Genomic DNA, 17,579 nt, shown 5'->3' with positions numbered 1-17,579 from the left:
GGCTAGTTGGCGTGCAGGGCGGCGTTCAGCTCGAAGGTGCCGCCGTCGCGGGCCACCACCTGGACGGCACCGGTCTGTGAATTGCGCCGGAACAGCAGGTTATTGGTGCCGGACAGTTCCAGCGCCTTGATGGTCTTGCCGTCCGGTGTAGCGACCTTGGTGCCCGCCGTGATGTAGAGCCCGGCCTCGATGATGCAGTCGTCGCCCAAGCTAATGCCCAGACCCGAATTGGCGCCCAAGAGTGAGCGCTGGCCCACCGAGATCACCTGGCTGCCGCCACCGGAGAGGGTGCCCATGATCGATGCGCCGCCACCGATATCGGAACCGTCCCCGACCACGACACCGGCCGAGATGCGCCCTTCGACCATGGAGGCGCCCAGCGTGCCCGCATTGAAGTTCACGAAGCCCTCGTGCATGACCGTCGTACCGGGGGCCAGGTGCGCGCCCAAGCGCACGCGGTCGGCGTCGGCGATCCGGACACCGGCCGGCACCACGTAGTCGACCATGCGCGGGAACTTGTCGACGCCGAACACCGTCACGGTGCCGCGCGCACGCAGCTTCGCGCGCGTCGTCTCGAATCCCTCGACGGCGCACGGGCCGAAGTTCGTCCACACCACATTGGTGAGCACACCGAACAGCCCGTCAGTGCTGGCGCCATGCGGCTGGATCAGCCGGTGCGACAACAGATGCAACCGCAGGTACGCGTCGTAGGCGTCGGTGGGCTTATCCGCCAGCGAGCCGATCGTGGTGCGCACCAACACCTTCTCGACACCGCGGTCGGCGTCTGTGCCGGCCAGCGCAGCCAGCTCAGCGGGTGCCACTGTTCCGTCGATACGTTCGGTGCCCGGCGTGCCGGGTGCGTCGGTCAATTCGGGCGCCGGGAACCAGGTATCCAGAACCGATCCGTCTGCCGCGATGGTCGCCAGGCCAAGTGCTACTGCTCCGCTCACGGTGTACACGCTAGCCTGAATCGGTGGTGCTTGATCTCGCTGGTGACCCGGTTGCGCTGACTGCTGCACTGGTGGACATCCCCAGTGAGTCCCGGCACGAGGCCCAGATCGCGGACGCGGTCGAGGCGGCCCTGCGGGAACAGACCACCGGCTTCGAGGTCATCCGCAACGGCAACGCGGTACTGGCCCGCACCAACAACGGCCATGACACCCGCGTGATGCTGGCCGGGCACCTGGACACGGTGCCCGCCGCCGATAACGTCCCCAGCCGCCGCGAGGGCGATCTTCTCTTCGGATGCGGCACCGTCGACATGAAATCCGGCGATGCCGTGTTCTTGCACCTGGCCGCCACCGTCACGCCTCGTGTCGACCTGACATTGGTGTTCTACGACTGCGAGGAGATCGAGTCCTCGCTCAACGGCCTCGGCCGCATCGAGCGTGAACTGCCCGAGTGGCTCGATGCCGATCTGGCCATCCTCGGTGAGCCCACCGCCGGCCTCATCGAAGCGGGTTGCCAGGGCACGCTGCGGGTGGTTGTCCGGGCCGCGGGAACCCGCGCGCATTCGGCACGGTCCTGGCTGGGCGACAACGCCATTCACAAACTCGGCATGGTGCTGCAGCGGCTGGACTCGTATCGCGCACGCATAGTCGATATCGACGGCTGCGAGTATCGGGAGGGCCTGTCTGCGGTGCGGATCGATGGCGGTGTCGCAGGGAACGTCATCCCCGACGCCGCGGCTGCCACCGTGAACTTCCGGTTTGCCCCCGATCGCAGCCCCGAGCAGGCGCTCGTGCATGTGCGCGAGGTCTTCGACGGGCTCGACGTCGAGATCGAGCTCACCGACTCCGCCGCCGGGGCGTTGCCGGGCCTGGATCGACCCGCGGCCGCCGAATTGGTCGGCGCGGCAGGGGGAGTGGTGCGGGCCAAGTACGGATGGACCGATGTGTCCCGGTTCGCGGCACGCGGTATCGCCGCAGTCAACTACGGACCGGGTGATCCCAATCTGGCGCACACCCGCGGCGAACACGTTCCGGTCGAGCAGATCACCGATGTCGCCGAGGTGCTCCAGCGCTACCTCAGCGCGTAACGGGTGAGGCGTACGTCCCCGGAGTCTGACCGAGGGTGCGCCTGTACACATCGATGAACGCGCTCGGTGTGGCCCAACCACATTGATGCGCCACGTAGGTCACCGGTCGATCCTCCGCGAGCAGCCGTAACGCCTGATGAAGGCGGATCTGGGTGCGCCACTGCGGGTACGTCATACCCATATCGGTGCGGAACAGTCGGGTCAGCGTCCGTTCACTGGCGCCCACTCGCCGTCCCAGCTCGGCCACGGTCCATATCTGTGTCAGATCGGCTTCCACCAGCGCGCACGCCTCCGCCAGGCGCTCATCGCGAGGAGTGGGCAGCTTGAGGGCCTGTTCCGGGCTGTGCCGCAGCTGGTCGACGAGAACGACACGGAGCCTTGCGATCTCGTCCTCGGGTAGCGACCCGGGATCGGAGCACGTGATGATCAGCTCCCGCAGCAGCGGTGACACCGCGATCACCGTCGGGCCGCTCATGTCCACGGCGTACTTATCGGGATTGAAGCCCACCGAATGAAATGCGGTGAGCCCGTAGAACCGGTGCTCGTGACGGGCGCCCGCGGGGATCCACAGCGCACGGTTCGGCGGCGCGATCCAGGTGCCCTCGGCAGTGGTCACCGCGATCACCCCGGTGGCCGGGTACACGATCTGGTGCACCTCATGCCAGTGCCTGTCGATGCGCTGCCCACCGGGCACCGACATCACGCCGGTGATGTGGCGGGTAATCAACATAAAATGGGATTTTATCGGAAGCTTGCAGCACTCTTCGCCTCGTGTCGATTCTTGCGATTGTGCTGGCCGGCCTGTTGCCGTCGCCCGGGCGGGAATAGCGACCCGAACGTGGGGGGTTGGCCGAGTATGAAGCTCGGAGTAGCCATCGGCCGACCCCTCAGCGAACAGGGCGACACCAATCTCGTCGACTCCTTCATCGCGCACGGGCGCAGGGTGGCCGATGCCGGGATTGGCACGCTATGGCTCGGGCAGATGTATCACTACGACTCCATCACGATGGCCGCGCTCGTCGGCCAAGCGGTTCCGGATGTCACCGTGGGGGTTTCGGTCATTCCCATCAATCCACGCCACCCTATCGAGGTATCCGCCGCTGCCCAGACAGCGCAGGCAGCCACCCACGGAAGATTCCAGCTGGGGCTGGGGCTCGGCGCACCGGTCATCGAGGGTCCGAGCTACGGCCTGCGCGTGGATAAACCGATCCGCCACCTGCGCGAGTACCTGACCGTTCTACGGCAGCTGTTGGATACCGGAACTGCAGACTTCCACGGTGAAACCATCACGGTTGCACCGAAATTCACTACCTCGCAGCCCGGCGGCGAGAACATCCCCGTGTTGGTGGCAGCCATGGCGCCGCAGGCGTTGCGGGCCACCGGAGAGCTGGCCGACGGCACAATTCCCCTGCACGCCGGGCCGCGCGCACTGGGTCAGGACATCGTGCCGGTCATCGATGGTGCCGCCGAGCGGGCCGGACGGCCACGGCCACGTGTCATCGCCGGAGTGGCCGTTGTCGTCACCGCCGACCCGGAACGTGTGCGGGCGCTGGCCATCGAGGATATGGCGTTCTACGAGAACATCCCGTCGTATCGGAAAGTGCTTGACGCCGAAGGTGTTCAGCACACCGGGGAACTTGCGATCGTCGGTGACGAGGAGCATGTTGCCAAGGAGCTGCAGCGGTACTTCGACGCCGGGGCCACCGAGGTCTTCGCCAGCCATACCGAATTGGGCGGACCGGAGGACGAGGCGCGCACCTTGGCACTGCTGGGTGAGCTGAGTACCTTGCGTCGACACGCCCGCTAGTGGAGGGATTGTGCGATACGAATCCGCCGTAAGGCGGCGTGTCGGCGGGGCCGGTCAGCGGCCCCTAGGCTGGCAACGTGCCAGAAAGCCCCGAACCCCAACTGCACGGACCGGTTCAGCTACGCCGTGACCGCTGCGAGAACGTCACCGCCGACCAGCGATTGCTGGATACCCGCGATACGACCACCTGGAACCACACCGATCCGTGGCGGGTGCTGCGCATCCAGGGCGAGTTTGTGGAGGGTTTCGACGCTCTCGCGGAAACCCCCAAGGCGGTAACAGTTTTCGGCTCGGCCAGAACGAAGCCAGATTCACCTGAATACCGGCTCGGTAGCGAGCTAGGCGTTGCCCTTGTCAAGGCCGGATACGCCGTCATCACCGGCGGCGGACCGGGCGCCATGGAGGCCGCCAACCGCGGTGCCAGTGAATCGGGCGGCTACTCGGTGGGCCTGGGCATCGAGCTGCCGTTCGAACAGGGCCTCAACGAATGGGTGGACCTGGGTATCAACTTCCGCTACTTCTTCGTCCGCAAGACGATGTTCGTCAAGTACGCGCAGGCCTTCGTCTGTCTGCCCGGCGGATTCGGCACGCTCGACGAACTCTTCGAGGCGCTCACCCTGGTGCAGACCCGCAAGGTCACGCGTTTCCCGATCATCCTGCTCGGCACCGAGTACTGGTCCGGGCTGCTCGACTGGATCCGCGGCACGCTGCTGCCCGCCGGCAAGGTCGGCGAACAGGACATCGCGCTGCTCTCGGTGACCGACAGCATTGAGGAGGCCATCGAGATCATCGTCAGGGCCGAGGCGGCCAACGGGAATGGAGCACGCTCATGAGCCACTCGGTCTGCGTGTACTGCGCCTCCGGCCCGCGCCACCCCGAACTGCTCGACCTGGCCACCCGCTTGGGCGCCGCCATCGCCGAACGCGGATGGACCTTGGTATCCGGGGGAGGGAACGTCTCGGCCATGGGGGCCGTCGCCCAGGGAGCCCGGGCGTCGGGTGGACGGACCATCGGCGTCATCCCGAAGACACTCGTGCACCGCGAGGTTGCCGATACCGACGCCGACGAACTCATCGTCACCACCACCATGCGCGAACGCAAGCAGATCATGGAGGACAGGTCCGACGCCTTCATCACGTTGCCCGGCGGAATCGGCACCCTCGAAGAGATCTTTGAGACCTGGACGGCCGGCTATCTGGGATTACATGAGAAGCCGGTGGTACTGCTTGACCCCGACGGTCACTACACCGGGCTGCTGCGCTGGCTCGACGAACTTCAGGACAAGGGCTACGTGTCAGCTCCTGCCCGGGACCGGCTGCTGGTGCACACCGATATCGCGTCTGCCCTCGACGCGTGCAAACCGATGGATTGACGAGGACAGGTCGTTCGTCAACAATGCGGTGAGCCATTTCCTACTGGGCGGTAAGAACAGGGAGAACTAGATGTCCGCACGCAGCGCTATTCCGTCGAACGCCCGCGAGCGGGTCCGACTGACCGAAGTGCTCGCGCAGCTTCCGGGTATGGCCCTCGATCTGCCGATCCTGGTGCGTGGCGTCCTCAGCGGTATCAAGTACAACCCCAAGGCGCGCTGGTCGATCGGTGCCTTGTTCGCCGATCGAGCCGCCAAGCACGCCGACCGGGTGTTCCTACGCTTCGAGGGCAACGACATCACCTACGCCCAAGCCAACGCCACCGCCAACCGGTACGCCGCCACGCTGGCCTCCCACGGTGTCGGCCGGGGCGATGTGGTGGGCATCATGCTGCGCAACTCCCCGCAGACCGTGCTTCTGATGCTGGCCACCGTGAAGCTCGGTGCCATCGCGGGCATGCTCAACTACAACCAGCGCGGACATGTACTCGCGCACAGCATCGGATTGCTCGACTCCAAGATGCTCGTCACCGAGGCCGAATTCGTGGATGCCGTCGGCGAATCCGGCGCCAACGTGGTCTCCCAATTGACCGCCGATGAGCTCGACCGGCTGTCGGTCCTGGCGCCTACTACCAATCCCGCCGCCACCGATGCGGTGATGACCAAGGACCGGGCGTTCTACATATTCACCTCCGGCACCACCGGACTGCCGAAAGCCAGTGTGATGACGCACTATCGGTGGTTACGCGGCATGTCCGGTGTCGGCGATATGGCGTTGCGCCTACGTCCCAACGATGTGCTGTACAGCTGTCTGCCGCTGTACCACAACAACGCCCTTACCCTTGCGGTTTCCACCACCATCAACGCCGGAGCCACCCTGGCCATCGGACGGTCGTTCTCGGTATCGCGATTCTGGGATGAGGTCATCGCCAGCCGCGCAACGGCTTTCATCTACATCGGCGAACTGTGCCGGTACCTGCTCAACCAGCCGGCCAAGCCGACCGACCGGCAGCACAAGGTGCGCGTCATCATTGGGAACGGCCTACGGCCCGAGCTGTGGGGCGAATTCACCCACCGTTTCGGCATCAAGCGGGTGTGCGAGTTCTACTCGGCCAGCGAGTCCAACACCGCCTTCGTCAATGCGCTCAATATCGACCGGACGGTGGGGATCTGCCCGATGCCCATCGCCTACGTGAAGTACGACGTGGAGACCGGTGAACCGTTGCGCAACGCGAAGGGCTTCCTGACGAAGGTCGGGGCCGGGGAGGCGGGCCTGCTCATCAGCAAGATCACCAGTCTCGCGCCGTTCGACGGATACACCGACCCGACCGCGAGCGAAAAGAAGCTGGTGCACGACGCCTTTAAGAAGGGCGACACCTGGTTCAACACAGGCGATCTGATGCGCAATCTCGGCTGGGGCCATGCGGCGTTCGGCGACCGGCTCGGTGACACCTTCCGGTGGAAGGGTGAGAATGTCGCCACCACCGAGGTGGAGGGCGCGCTCGATCACGACGACTCGATCGAAGAGGCCACGGTGTTCGGGGTGGAGGTGCCGGGCACCGACGGTCGCGCCGGTATGGCCGCCATCAAACTTCATGATGGTGTGGAACTCGATCTAAAGGCCCTGGGCGACAAGGCGTATCAAAATCTGCCTGCCTACGCGCTGCCGCTGTTCATCAGGATCGTGGACAGCCTGGAGCACACCACCACCTTCAAGAGCCGCAAGGTTGAGCTGCGCGACGAGGCCTACGGCGAGGCGGTGACCGATCCGCTGTATGTGCTGGCCGGTCGTGCCGAAGGCTACGTTCCGTTCTATCCCGAGTACGCGGCCGAGGTAGCGGCCGGTCAGCGTCCCAAGGGATAGGCGCTCAAGGGTTTACTGTTCCAGCGTGGGAGTCACCCGTCGGGTACGTGCGGCGCGCCGCCGTCAGCGACGGGTACGGCTTGCCGACAACGACCTGACCGATGCCGAATGGTCGGCGTTGATGGACGCCTGGGGTGGCTGCGCGTACTGCGGTGAAACAGGGGCTCCGCTGCAACGTGATTGCGTTCAGGCGATCTCACGCGGTGGGCGGTACACCCGATCCAATGTGGTGCCCGCCTGCGCATCGTGCAACGCCAGCAAGTGCAATGCGGAAGTGACCAGCTGGATGCGGCGTAAACGGCTCGACGAGACCGCTTTCTTGCGTCGCTACGTGGAGGTCACCCGCGCGCAGGCCTAGGCGGTGTACACGCCGCTCGGGGATGCCGAGCACGTCGGCGCCCCCGCGCTGCAGCGTGCATTTCTTGCGCCGAGCGTGAAGCTATGGCGGGAAATCGGCCGAAATCTCGCCATGACTTCACACTCGGCGCGAGCGTGGAGGGCCTGGCCTGCACAATGAGGGCGTGCAGGAGACGTTCTGTGGACGACCCGTCCGCACCGATCGCGCCCTCATCATGGCGATCGTCAACCGCACACCCGACTCCTTCTACGACCGCGGAGCCACCTTCACCGACGAGGCCGCCCAGGCGGCCGTGCACAAAGCGGTAGCCGATGGCGCGGATGTTGTAGACATCGGTGGAGTCAAGGCCGGCCCGGGGGACAACGTCGACGCTGAGGCCGAGATCGCCCGCGTGGTGCCCTTCATCGAATGGGTGCGGGATACCCATCCAGACCTGCTGATCAGTGTCGACACCTGGCGTGCCGCGGTGGCGGACAAGGCCTGCGCGGCCGGCGCCGACCTGATCAACGACACCTGGGCGGGGACCGATCCCGATCTACCCGGTGTGGCGGCCGCGCGGGGTGCCGGGCTGGTTTGCTCGCATACCGGTGGTGCAGTGCCGCGTACTCGGCCGTTTCGCGTCAACTATGGGTCTGAAGTCGACGGCGTCGTGCGTTCCGTCATCGCCGAAGTGACCACCGCCGCCGAGCGGGCGGTAGCGCTGGGGGTTGCCAGGGATGCGATTCTGATCGATCCGACCCATGATTTCGGCAAAAACACGTTCCACGGGCTCGCTTTGTTGCGCCAGGTAAACGATCTCGTTAATACCGGGTGGCCTGTGTTGATGGCGTTGAGCAACAAGGATTTTATCGGGGAGACTCTTGGTGTGGGACTGACGGAACGACTCGAGGGCACTCTTGCCGCCACCGCGCTGGCGGCGGCGGCGGGTGCCCGGATGTTCCGGGTGCATGAAGTCGGACCCACCCGTCGCACGCTGGAAATGGTGGGCTCCATCGTCGGAACCCGTCCTCCGGCGAGAACTGTAAGGGGGCTGGCATGACCCATCAACTGGCCGAGACTGTTGGAATCGACCCGAGCTGGCTCGACACCCACAGCTGGAACCGGCCTGAGTGGACAATCGAACAGCTCATCGCCGCGAAGAAGGGCCGCACCGTTTCGGTGGTGCTCCCCGCGCTCAACGAGCAGGAGACCGTCGCGGCCGTCGTCGACACCATCAGCCCGCTGCTGGGTGGTTTGGTGGACGAGCTGATCGTGCTCGACTCAGGCTCCACCGACGACACCGCGATCCGTGCGGTGTCCGCTGGAGCACGGGTGGTCAGCCGTGAACAGGCACTGCCCGAAGTGCCGCCCAATCCCGGCAAGGGTGAGGTGCTGTGGCGGTCGGTGGCTGCGACGACAGGCGACCTGATCGCGTTCGTCGACTCTGATCTCATCGACCCCGACCCGATGTTTGTGCCGCATCTGCTGGGTCCGCTGCTGCTGCATTCCGGTGTACACCTCGTCAAAGGCTTCTATCGGCGTCCGCTCAAGGTGAGCGGGGCTGAGGATGCCAACGGTGGTGGACGGGTGACCGAGTTGGTGGCCAGGCCCATGCTGGCCGCACTGCGGCCCGAGCTGAGCTGCGTGGTGCAGCCCTTGGGTGGCGAGTACGCGGGAACCCGTGAACTGCTGTCCTCAGTGCCGTTCGCGCCCGGGTACGGCGTCGAGATCGGCCTGCTCATCGACACCTATGACCGGCTCGGACTGGGGGCGATCGGTCAGGTGAACCTCGGCGTGCGCAGCCACCGCAATCGGCCGTTGGTCGAACTTGGGGTGATGAGCCGGCAGGTGATGGCGACCATGTTGTCGCGGTGCGGTATCCCCGACTCTGGGGTGGGAATCACCCAGTTCTTCGCCGACGGCGACGGGTTCACCCCGCGCAGTTCGACGGTCTCGCTGGACGACCGCCCACCCATGAACACTCTGCGCTGACGGGGGCCTCAGGCCTTTCGGATCTCGCGCTCGCCTGCGGCGGGCGACCAGACGGTTACGGTCATGTGGCCGTCCTCCAGGCGTACGGCGGATGCTCCCTCGATATCGGCGACGTAGAACGGCGCGAACCGTCGCCCGCGCAGGTCGAATCCGATAGCCGCGTAGAGATGTTCGGCGAACGCGATATGCAGGTCCAGGTCTTGTTCGTCGCGCACCGTGCCCCAAACCTTCGCGTCACCCTCGCTGACCTGGGTGTCGACCGTAGCGGTGTGCAGTTCGAACCGGGGATCACGGGCCAGGTCCGCGAGCTTCGTGGTGCCCGGCATGCCGCCGACGATCAAGCGGCCCGCGAAGACCCGTGGTTCCATCGGACTGATCCGGGGAGCGCCGCTGTGTCGAAGCGTCGACAGGAAGCAGAGATTGCGTGTCGCGGCATGCCGACGGGTGAAGACTCCGGCGATCACGGGAGCCCGCTGTGTGAACTCGTTCCAGGAGACCACGTGCCGATGCTACGACGTTGTCGGACCTCGCTGGCAAGATCGGTGTCGTGACGTTCGCTCTGACGTATCTGCTGGTTCTCATCGCGGTGGCCGCTGTGCTGTTCGTGCTGGGCTCGACGCTCTTCGGTCGCGGTGAGGAGTTGCCGCCCCTGCCCAAGGGCACCACGGCGACCGTCCTGCCCGCTGAGAAGGTGACGGGTGCAGATGTGGATGCCGTCAAGTTCTCCCTGGTGTTCCGCGGCTACAAGGCCAGTGAGGTCGACTGGGTGTTGGACCGGCTCGGCCGGCAGATCGACGAGCTGCGCGCCGAGCTCACGGAGGCCCGGGGCGCGGCCAATGCCAATGCCGAGTAAGGAGCGCACCCGGTGTGCCTGGGCGGTCGACCTACCGGGGTCGACGCTGTACGCCGATTACCACGACAACGAATGGGGACGCCCGCTGTACGGGCGTGACGCCTTGTTCGAGCGGCTGTGCCTGGAGGCGTTCCAGAGCGGTCTGGCCTGGATCACCATCCTGCGCAAACGTGAGGGCTTCCGGCGCGCGTTCGACGGGTTCCAGCCCGAGAGGATCGCCCGGTATGGCGACAAGGATGTCGCCCGGCTGATGGCCGATGCGGAGATTGTGCGGAACCGCGCCAAAATCGAGTCATCCATCTCCAACGCCCGTGTCGTCCTCGACCTGGACACCGATCTTTCGGACCTGCTGTGGTCGTTCGCACCGAAACGCCGCGCCCGGCCACAGCATCTTTCCGACGTGCCTGCCGTCACCGAAGAATCCAAGGCGATGGCCGCCGAACTCAAGCGCCGCGGCTTTCGTTTTGTGGGCCCTACCACGGCATATGCGCTGATGCAGGCCACCGGGATGGTGGACGATCACCTGCGGTCCTGCTGGGTTCCGCGAGCCGATACAGCCCCCTCCGAAGGGCCCAGTTGAGGGTCTGGTGTCCCCAGATACCCGCATAGGGAAGAATGGTCCAATGAAACGGCAGCTCAGATAGGGAACAATAGTCTGAGATGCCGAACACCCTTGGGTGGAATTTGGAGGGAGCAACACGATGGCGGCCATGAAGCCCCGAACAGGCGACGGTCCTCTCGAGGCTACGAAAGAGGGACGCGGGATCGTCATGCGCGTGCCGCTGGAAGGTGGCGGTCGGCTGGTGGTCGAGCTGACCCCCGATGAAGCTGCCGCGCTCGGCGACGAGCTCAAGAACGTCACCAGCTAGGCCCCCGTAAGCGGGAGGTCCCCCACCTCACTGCCTTCGGGCTAGCTGCAGACTTTCTGGTAGATCTGCAGCGTCATCTCCGCGATGTGCGCCCACGAGAACTCCTCGATACAGCGGGCTCTGCCGGCGTTGCCGAACTCGGTGGCACGGGCAGGGTCCGCGACCAGAGCGTTGACCGCATCGGCGAGCCCCGTCTCGAACGCCGCTGCCTCACTGCTCTCGTACGCCACCAATGTCCCGGTGGTGCCATCGGCGACCACCTCAGGTATCCCGCCGACGCGCGACGCTACGACTGCCGTACCGCAGGCCATCGCCTCAAGGTTCACGATGCCCAGCGGTTCGTAGATCGACGGGCAGACAAGAACCGTTGCCGCGGAAAGCACTTCCCGCACCTTGCGGGTGGGCAGGAACTCGCGTATCCAGTGCACGCCCGGCCGGCTCGCGGCCAACTCGGTGACGGCGCCGGTGATCTGCTCGGCGATCTCGGGGGTGTCCGGCTCGCCCGCGCACAGGATCAATTGGATCTCGGGGGCGAAGCGGTGTGCGGCCGCCACCAGATGCGCCAACCCCTTCTGCCGGGTGATCCGCCCGACGAATACGACAATCGGACGCGTTAGATCCACGCCCAGCTCCGCGAGTACCGACCCTGGTTGGGTAATTGCCTCCGCCGGATCCACCGGGTACCAGGTTGCGGTGTCGATTCCGTTGCGCACCACATGAATCCGGTTGGGATCCAAATCGGGATAGGTCACCATGATGTCCTCGCGCATCCCACTGCTGACCGCGATGACGGCGTCGGCGGCGTGTATCGCGGTGTGCTCCACCCACGACGACACCCGGTATCCGCCACCGAGCTGTTCGGCCTTCCACGGACGTCGCGGTTCCAGGGAATGCGCGGTCAACACGTGCGGGATGTCATGCAGCAGCTTGGCCAGATGTCCGGCTAGGCCGGTGTACCAGGTGTGCGAATGCACCACCGTCGCACCGGCGGCCGCGGCAGCCATCACCAGATCGGCCGACAAGGTCGTCAGCGCCGGATTGGCGCCGTCCAGTGCGGGATCGGGCCGATGCACCAAGGCGCCGTCGCGGGGAGCGCCCATACAGTGCACGTCGACATCGCACAGTGTGCGCAGCTGAGCCACCAACTCGGTGACGTGGACCCCGGCCCCGCCGTACACCTCGGGTGGGTACTCCCGCGTCATCATCGCCACCCGCGTCATGCCACGACCGTAGTAGGTGGCTCGGACGCCCGCAGGCCCGCCAGGGGTGTAGCGCTGGCCGCTTGTGCCGAGTGCCGATAGGTTGATTGCTATGAGGGCATCGCCACACGTTCTGGGGATCGTGCTTGCCGGCGGTGAGGGCAAGCGGCTGTACCCGCTGACTGCCGACCGCGCGAAACCGGCGGTGCCCTTCGGAGGTGCCTATCGCCTCATCGATTTTGTGCTGAGCAACTTGGTCAATGCGCGGTTCTTGCGGATTTGCGTTCTGACCCAATATAAGTCGCACTCACTGGACCGGCACATATCGCAGAACTGGCGGCTGTCGGGTCTGGCGGGGGAGTACATCACGCCGGTCCCCGCACAGCAGCGACTCGGCCCGCGCTGGTACACCGGCAGTGCCGACGCCATTCACCAGTCGCTCAACCTGATCTACGACGAGGATCCCGAGTACATCGCAGTGTTCGGTGCCGATCACGTGTACCGGATGGATCCCGAGCAGATGCTCGACTTCCATATCGACAGTGGTGCGGCCGTCACGGTCGCGGGAATCCGCGTTCCCCGCGCGGAGGCCACCGCATTCGGCTGCATCGACGCCGACGACACCGGCCGGATTCGGGAGTTCATTGAAAAACCGGCGGATCCTCCGGGCACCCCGGACGATCCGGACGCCGCGTTCGTGTCGATGGGGAACTACATCTTCACCACCAAGGAACTCGTCGACGTCATCCGCGCGGATGCCGAGGACGACCACTCCGATCACGATATGGGCGGCGACATCATTCCTCGGCTGGTGGCCGACGGACGCGCCGCGGTCTATGACTTCAACACCAACCTTGTGCCCGGCGCCACCGAACGCGATCACGCGTACTGGCGCGATGTGGGAACCCTTGATGCGTTCTATGACGCGCATATGGATCTGGTGTCTGTGCACCCGGTGTTCAACCTGTACAACCGTCGTTGGCCGATCCGCGGTGAATCGGAGAACCTGGCGCCCGCCAAGTTCGTCAACGGCGGCTCCGCGCAGGAGTCGGTGGTCGGTGCCGGAAGCATCGTTTCAGCGGGGTCCGTCCGCAATTCGGTGCTGTCCTCGAATGTCGTCGTCGACGACGGCGCCGTTGTCGAGGGCAGTGTGTTGATGCCCGGTGTACGAGTGGGCCGTGGCGCGGTGGTGCGGCACGCGATTTTGGACAAGAACGTGGTTATCGGTGTGGGCGAACAGGTCGGTGTCGATATCGAACGTGACCGTGAGCGGTTCAATGTCAGCGCGGGCGGCGTCGTCGCCGTCGGCAAGGGCGTCTGGATCTAGGAACCCTGGTGCTGGGCGCGCGGCCTCACCACACCAGCGGCACCAGGCGGCTGCGCACCTTCTCGGTGTATTCGTCGTACCCCTGCAGATCGTGGCGCAGCATCTTCTCCTCGTCCAGGATCCGCACCACCAGCGAGGCGAAGGCCGGAATGATCGCGAGCAAGCCCCAATACGAGCCCAGCGCCAACGGCATACCCACCAACATCACCAGTGAGCCGGTGTACATGGGGTGGCGAACCAGCCCATACAGCCCGGTCGAGGTAACGGTCTGCCCGGACTCGACGGTGATGCTCGCGGCCGCATAGTTGTTCTGGGCCACCACCAGCGTGGCCGCACCCAGCCCGACGATCACCAGTACCTCGCCGACTATCACCAGCCAAGTCGGCACATGTGACCAGCCGAACCGGTGATCGAAGGCGCTCACCACGACGAGCGCCAGGAACGAGCTCAGCAGCACCGTGACAGCGAACTTCTGCACCGGGCGAGTCTCCGCGATGGGGCCGCCGTGTAAACGACGCTTTAGCACCGCAGGATTCGTCGTGGCCAGGTAGATCGAGGAGATCACCGAGCTGATCACGAAGATCGCCAGGAACACCCAGGCCTGCCAATAGGCGAATGTTCCCGCGGGCCAGAACAGCGCCGCGCCGAACACGGCGAGGACGATGATGCCCGAAACAACAGCTTGTACAGCAGTTTTCATGATTTTCCTTTCTCAGATCGCGTCACGACGGCGATAGATCTTGCCCGCGCCTGCGGCGAGCCCTGCACCGATCGCGACGAGGATGAACATGGTGAGCCATGGGTACTCCACGGGAGCGCTGACCCGCATCACCGGTGACAGCTTCACCATCCAGGAGGGGAGCTGCAGTATTCCGGCGTAGAGCATGCCGACGGAGAACGCGACCACGAGCCAGCCAATCCAGCTCTGCTGCACGGCAACCGCCATGGCCGCGATACCGCAGACGACCAGTAGGGCGGGAATCTGTGCCAGCCCGGCGAGCGTAAGGCGCCACACCAAATCCGGATTGTGCAGCGTCGCGGCAGCGCCCAGGCCGCCGCCTAAACCGGCGATCGCCATGAGCAGCGCACTGCCCAGTGCCGTCACTCCTACCGCGGACAACAGCCAGTTCCAGCGTGACACGGCACGGGCCAGTACCGCCTCGGCGATACCCGACTGTTCATCCTTGGCGAGCTTCACGATCGCCGACACCACATATGCGGTGACCGCGATGGCGAGCACCTGGTTGAAGGTGGCGAAGATGCTGTCGAGGCCGTGTGTCTTGAAGGCCCGGGCCAGCAGCGGATTGGTGTCGATGGATTCCCGCAGGCTCCTGGCCATCGAGCCGAATGCCATACCGCCCAGGAAGACTCCGACCGCCCAGCCTGTCAGCAGCCCGCGTTGCAGTTGCAGGTTGAGCGCGAACACGGACCCGATCTCGGGAGCATTGACATTCTCGCCGCGGGAGGGCAGCACCCCTGCGTCGTATTGACGATGCCCTTCGAGTACATGTGCGGTCGACATCAGCGCCAACGCGATACCCACCAACAGCAGGAAGGGCCACCAGCGCAGGTCGACGAACGGTCGCATCTGCTGGGCCCACGCGAGGGGCGAGAACCAGCTCAGCGCGCTGCCCTTGTTATCGATGATGTCGCCGAGTCCACGAACCACTACCGCCGCGGCGAGGGCCGCCATGGCGACGCCGCTGGCTGCCCGGGAGGTGCGCCACAACTGTGATGTGACTGCTGCGACTCCGGCGAAAACCATGGAGGCCCCGGTGATTCCGAGACTTATCCCCAGGCTGTCGGCGAAATCGAATCCCGCCGCGGACAACGCGACCGTCATCGCGACGGCCAGGACGGCGTTCATCAGCCCCACCACAATGAGCGCCGCGTAGGTGCGCGCCTGGTGGCCGATTACCGCCGACATGACCAGCTCGGCACCACCGGATTCCTCTTCGGCGCGGGTGTGGCGGATTACCGTCAGGATGGACATGATGGCGGCGGCGGCAATCATGACGGTCATCAGTTCGTTGGCGACCATGACGCCGACATCGGTCTCGTCGACTCCAAAATTGGGTCCACCCATGATGATTCCGGCCGGCGTCTTCATCATGGTGACCCGCGCCATGCGGTCGGCGGACGTCGGATACATCGACTTGAAAGCCAGCGGTGTATAGGTCATGAGGAGGGTCAGCCAGCCCACCCACATACAGATCCGGAATCTGTCGCGGCGCAGCGCCAACATGATCAATGTGCCGGTACCGGTCAGGGGGTGTCTGGGGGTGCCGTCGGAAATCGGTCGGCGGATGGGGAGGGTTGCGAAGTCGGTACTCACCGGGCCACGCCTTGATACTCGCGCATGAAGAGTTCTTCAAGCGATGCGGGCGCCACCGTGAGGTCGACGATCCCGAGAGTTGCCAGCTGTTCCATGGTGCGGTCCAGGTCACTGCGATCCACCGTGAAGGAGGCCCGATTACCGCCGATGGTGAGATCGCGGAGCTGCGGAATGGATTTGAGCCCTGAGGGATTGGCCAAGGTGCGTACCGTGACCGATGTCCGCATGAAATGTCGCAGCTCGGCCAGGGGGCCGGAGAGCACCGTGCGACCGGCGCGCACAATGGTCACCCGATGGCACAACTTCTCCACCTCGGCCAAGATGTGGCTGGACAGCAAGACCGCGCAGCCCCGCGCGGCCACCTCGGCGACGCACTGTTGGAATACCGTCTCCATCAATGGATCTAGGCCGGAGGTCGGCTCGTCGAGGATGAACAGCTCGGCGTCGGAGCAGAACGCGGCGATGAGCGCGATCTTCTGTCGGTTGCCCTTGGAGTAAGTGCGTGCTTTCTTGGAGGGGTCAAGTTCGAAACGCTCGATGAGTTCGTTGCGTCTTGGTAGTGAAATATGTTCGGAGCCACGCATCCTGGTGAGGAAGTCGATCGCCTGTCCGCCGGTGAGGTTGGGCCACAAGGTGACATCTCCGGGTACGTAGGCGATGAGCCGATGCAAATCGACTGCATCGACCCACGGATCGCCGCCGAGGAGCTGTACCGTGCCGGCGTCGGCGCGTAGCAGGCCGAGGAGTACCCGGATGGTGGTGGATTTCCCGGCGCCGTTCGGCCCGAGGAAGCCGGCCACCTCGCCGTGGGCGACCGACAGATCGAGCCCGTCGAGCGCCTTGGTCTTCCCGAAGGACTTCGAGAGGCCGCGTATTTCGACGGCAAAGTTGGCGTGGGTCACTTCGAATCTCCTTCGTTGAGAGGGTTCTCCTGCTGTGCGGCAAAGGCATCGAGCATGGTGGGGTCGGTCATCAAACCTTCGGTGTAGATCTCGATCGCGGGGAAGATCAGCTCATCGGAGTAGCGGCGCAAAATCGTGCGCAGATCGTCGTCGGGGTACATCTGCACATAGATCGCCAGGGCGCCCACACCGGTCAATGACACCCACAGCGCCCGGCCCTTGGGGTCGCGGCTCGGTTTGATGGTGCCGGCCCGCACCCCATCGTCGAGGTACTGCTCGGCGTCATGGATGGAGCGCTGCAGGAACGCGCGGCCGGGTTCACCTCCTGACTGCACGCTGTGCAGCAGGTACCTGACCATCGGCGCGAACGATTCGATTTCGTCAAGGGCGTCGAGCCAGACTTTCGGGTCGTTGGAGGTCAGGGTGCGCGACTTCTCGGAGCGGATGTACTCCAACAGGTATCCGTCGACCGCCTGTCGGAGGCCTTCCTTGGATCCGTAGTGATGGATCACCAGCCCGGGGCTGACACCCGCCGCTTCGGCGATCGCGCGCACGCTCGCCCCGAACCCCTGCTCACCCCACAGCTTGATGGCGGCATCCCGGATTCGGGCGGTGGCGGTGAGATCCTCGGGTGAACGCATGTTTAGTAGATTAAACACGCGTTCAGTCGAGCGTCAAGCATCTAGC

General features: G+C 65.0%; 20 protein-coding genes. 12 read left to right on the top strand and 8 right to left on the bottom strand.

Annotated elements, in window-relative coordinates:
- Positions 1–2: 2 nt before the first annotated feature.
- Complete coding sequence (gene dapD / locus AB0H22_RS10885) at positions 3–959, bottom strand: 2,3,4,5-tetrahydropyridine-2,6-dicarboxylate N-succinyltransferase (protein WP_358146595.1); 957 nt, start codon at positions 957–959, stop codon at positions 3–5.
- Between the two features lie 17 nt (positions 960–976).
- Between dapD and dapE the strand changes: the two genes are divergently transcribed.
- Positions 977–2,038 (top strand): succinyl-diaminopimelate desuccinylase, encoded by a 1,062-nt coding sequence (dapE, locus tag AB0H22_RS10880; RefSeq protein WP_358146718.1) that lies wholly within the window; start codon positions 977–979, stop codon positions 2,036–2,038.
- On the opposite strand, the gene AB0H22_RS10875 is transcribed toward dapE, so the two are convergent.
- Complete coding sequence (locus AB0H22_RS10875; protein WP_180752138.1) at positions 2,028–2,768, bottom strand: helix-turn-helix transcriptional regulator; 741 nt, start codon at positions 2,766–2,768, stop codon at positions 2,028–2,030. The genes dapE and AB0H22_RS10875 overlap by 11 nt on opposite strands.
- Positions 2,769–2,894: 126 nt before the next feature.
- Here AB0H22_RS10875 and AB0H22_RS10870 point away from each other — a divergent pair, with 126 nt between their 5' ends.
- From AB0H22_RS10870 to AB0H22_RS10840, 7 genes are all read left to right on the top strand, one after another.
- The gene (locus AB0H22_RS10870) at positions 2,895–3,845 is read left to right on the top strand and encodes a TIGR03564 family F420-dependent LLM class oxidoreductase (RefSeq protein ID WP_358146594.1); all 951 of its coding nucleotides are present in this window, start codon (positions 2,895–2,897) and stop codon (positions 3,843–3,845) included.
- 77 nt (positions 3,846–3,922) lie between these two features.
- Complete coding sequence (locus AB0H22_RS10865) at positions 3,923–4,678, top strand: TIGR00730 family Rossman fold protein (RefSeq protein WP_180752140.1); 756 nt, start codon at positions 3,923–3,925, stop codon at positions 4,676–4,678.
- Positions 4,675–5,217 (top strand): TIGR00730 family Rossman fold protein, encoded by a 543-nt coding sequence (locus AB0H22_RS10860; RefSeq protein ID WP_180752141.1) that lies wholly within the window; start codon positions 4,675–4,677, stop codon positions 5,215–5,217. Before AB0H22_RS10865 ends, AB0H22_RS10860 begins: the two co-directional genes overlap by 4 nt.
- Before the next feature lie 70 nt (positions 5,218–5,287).
- The gene (fadD6, locus tag AB0H22_RS10855; RefSeq protein WP_358146593.1) at positions 5,288–7,078 is read left to right on the top strand and encodes a long-chain-acyl-CoA synthetase FadD6; all 1,791 of its coding nucleotides are present in this window, start codon (positions 5,288–5,290) and stop codon (positions 7,076–7,078) included.
- 25 nt (positions 7,079–7,103) lie between these two features.
- Positions 7,104–7,436, top strand: coding sequence for an HNH endonuclease signature motif containing protein (locus AB0H22_RS10850; protein ID WP_180752143.1), 333 nt, complete (start codon positions 7,104–7,106; stop codon positions 7,434–7,436).
- A gap of 214 nt (positions 7,437–7,650) precedes the next feature.
- Positions 7,651–8,475 carry a dihydropteroate synthase gene (folP, locus tag AB0H22_RS10845; RefSeq protein WP_219603533.1) on the top strand — a complete coding sequence of 275 codons (825 nt, stop codon included), beginning with the start codon at positions 7,651–7,653 and terminating at the stop codon, positions 8,473–8,475.
- Entirely contained in the window at positions 8,472–9,407 is a 936-nt protein-coding gene (locus AB0H22_RS10840) for a glucosyl-3-phosphoglycerate synthase (RefSeq protein WP_180752145.1), read from the top strand. The genes folP and AB0H22_RS10840 overlap by 4 nt, the downstream gene beginning before the upstream one ends.
- 8 nt (positions 9,408–9,415) lie before the next feature.
- Here the strand turns inward: AB0H22_RS10840 and AB0H22_RS10835 are convergent, their stop codons facing one another.
- Positions 9,416–9,907, bottom strand: a complete 492-nt coding sequence (locus AB0H22_RS10835; RefSeq protein ID WP_358146592.1) for a pyridoxamine 5'-phosphate oxidase family protein — start codon at positions 9,905–9,907, stop codon at positions 9,416–9,418.
- A 47-nt stretch (positions 9,908–9,954) separates the two neighbouring features.
- Between AB0H22_RS10835 and AB0H22_RS10830 the strand changes: the two genes are divergently transcribed.
- The 3 genes from AB0H22_RS10830 to AB0H22_RS10820 all read left to right on the top strand — a co-directional run bounded on the left by AB0H22_RS10830 (position 9,955) and on the right by AB0H22_RS10820 (position 11,129).
- Positions 9,955–10,260 carry a DivIVA domain-containing protein gene (locus AB0H22_RS10830; protein WP_180752147.1) on the top strand — a complete coding sequence of 102 codons (306 nt, stop codon included), beginning with the start codon at positions 9,955–9,957 and terminating at the stop codon, positions 10,258–10,260.
- Positions 10,250–10,840, top strand: a complete 591-nt coding sequence (locus AB0H22_RS10825; protein WP_358146717.1) for a DNA-3-methyladenine glycosylase I — start codon at positions 10,250–10,252, stop codon at positions 10,838–10,840. Before AB0H22_RS10830 ends, AB0H22_RS10825 begins: the two co-directional genes overlap by 11 nt.
- A 121-nt stretch (positions 10,841–10,961) precedes the next feature.
- Positions 10,962–11,129: a DUF3117 domain-containing protein gene (locus AB0H22_RS10820; RefSeq protein WP_005059648.1), complete on the top strand. Its 168-nt coding sequence runs from the start codon at positions 10,962–10,964 to the stop codon at positions 11,127–11,129.
- 41 nt (positions 11,130–11,170) lie between these two features.
- Here AB0H22_RS10820 and glgA read toward each other — a convergent pair whose 3' ends face one another.
- Positions 11,171–12,349, bottom strand: coding sequence for a glycogen synthase (gene glgA, locus AB0H22_RS10815; protein ID WP_180752148.1), 1,179 nt, complete (start codon positions 12,347–12,349; stop codon positions 11,171–11,173).
- A gap of 91 nt (positions 12,350–12,440) precedes the next feature.
- On the opposite strand from glgA, the gene glgC reads away from it, so the two are divergent.
- Positions 12,441–13,655 (top strand): glucose-1-phosphate adenylyltransferase, encoded by a 1,215-nt coding sequence (glgC, locus tag AB0H22_RS10810; protein ID WP_180752149.1) that lies wholly within the window; start codon positions 12,441–12,443, stop codon positions 13,653–13,655.
- A gap of 25 nt (positions 13,656–13,680) precedes the next feature.
- Here the strand turns inward: glgC and AB0H22_RS10805 are convergent, their stop codons facing one another.
- The 4 genes from AB0H22_RS10805 to AB0H22_RS10790 are packed head-to-tail and all read right to left on the bottom strand — an operon-like array spanning position 13,681 to position 17,533.
- Complete coding sequence (locus tag AB0H22_RS10805; RefSeq protein ID WP_358146591.1) at positions 13,681–14,355, bottom strand: isoprenylcysteine carboxylmethyltransferase family protein; 675 nt, start codon at positions 14,353–14,355, stop codon at positions 13,681–13,683.
- 12 nt (positions 14,356–14,367) lie between these two features.
- Positions 14,368–15,990, bottom strand: coding sequence for an ABC transporter (locus AB0H22_RS10800; RefSeq protein ID WP_180752151.1), 1,623 nt, complete (start codon positions 15,988–15,990; stop codon positions 14,368–14,370).
- Entirely contained in the window at positions 15,987–16,892 is a 906-nt protein-coding gene (locus AB0H22_RS10795; protein ID WP_358146590.1) for an ABC transporter ATP-binding protein, read from the bottom strand. The genes AB0H22_RS10800 and AB0H22_RS10795 overlap by 4 nt, the downstream gene beginning before the upstream one ends.
- Positions 16,889–17,533 carry a TetR family transcriptional regulator gene (locus AB0H22_RS10790; RefSeq protein WP_358146589.1) on the bottom strand — a complete coding sequence of 215 codons (645 nt, stop codon included), beginning with the start codon at positions 17,531–17,533 and terminating at the stop codon, positions 16,889–16,891. The genes AB0H22_RS10795 and AB0H22_RS10790 overlap by 4 nt, the downstream gene beginning before the upstream one ends.
- Between the last annotated feature and the right edge of the window lie 46 nt (positions 17,534–17,579).

The organism is Mycobacterium sp. NPDC050853, from assembly GCF_040653875.1.
Classification (GTDB): Bacteria; Actinomycetota; Actinomycetes; order Mycobacteriales; family Mycobacteriaceae; genus Mycobacterium.
Note: the sequence above shows the minus strand (reverse complement) of the source record. Positions and strands in the feature narration are given on the sequence as shown.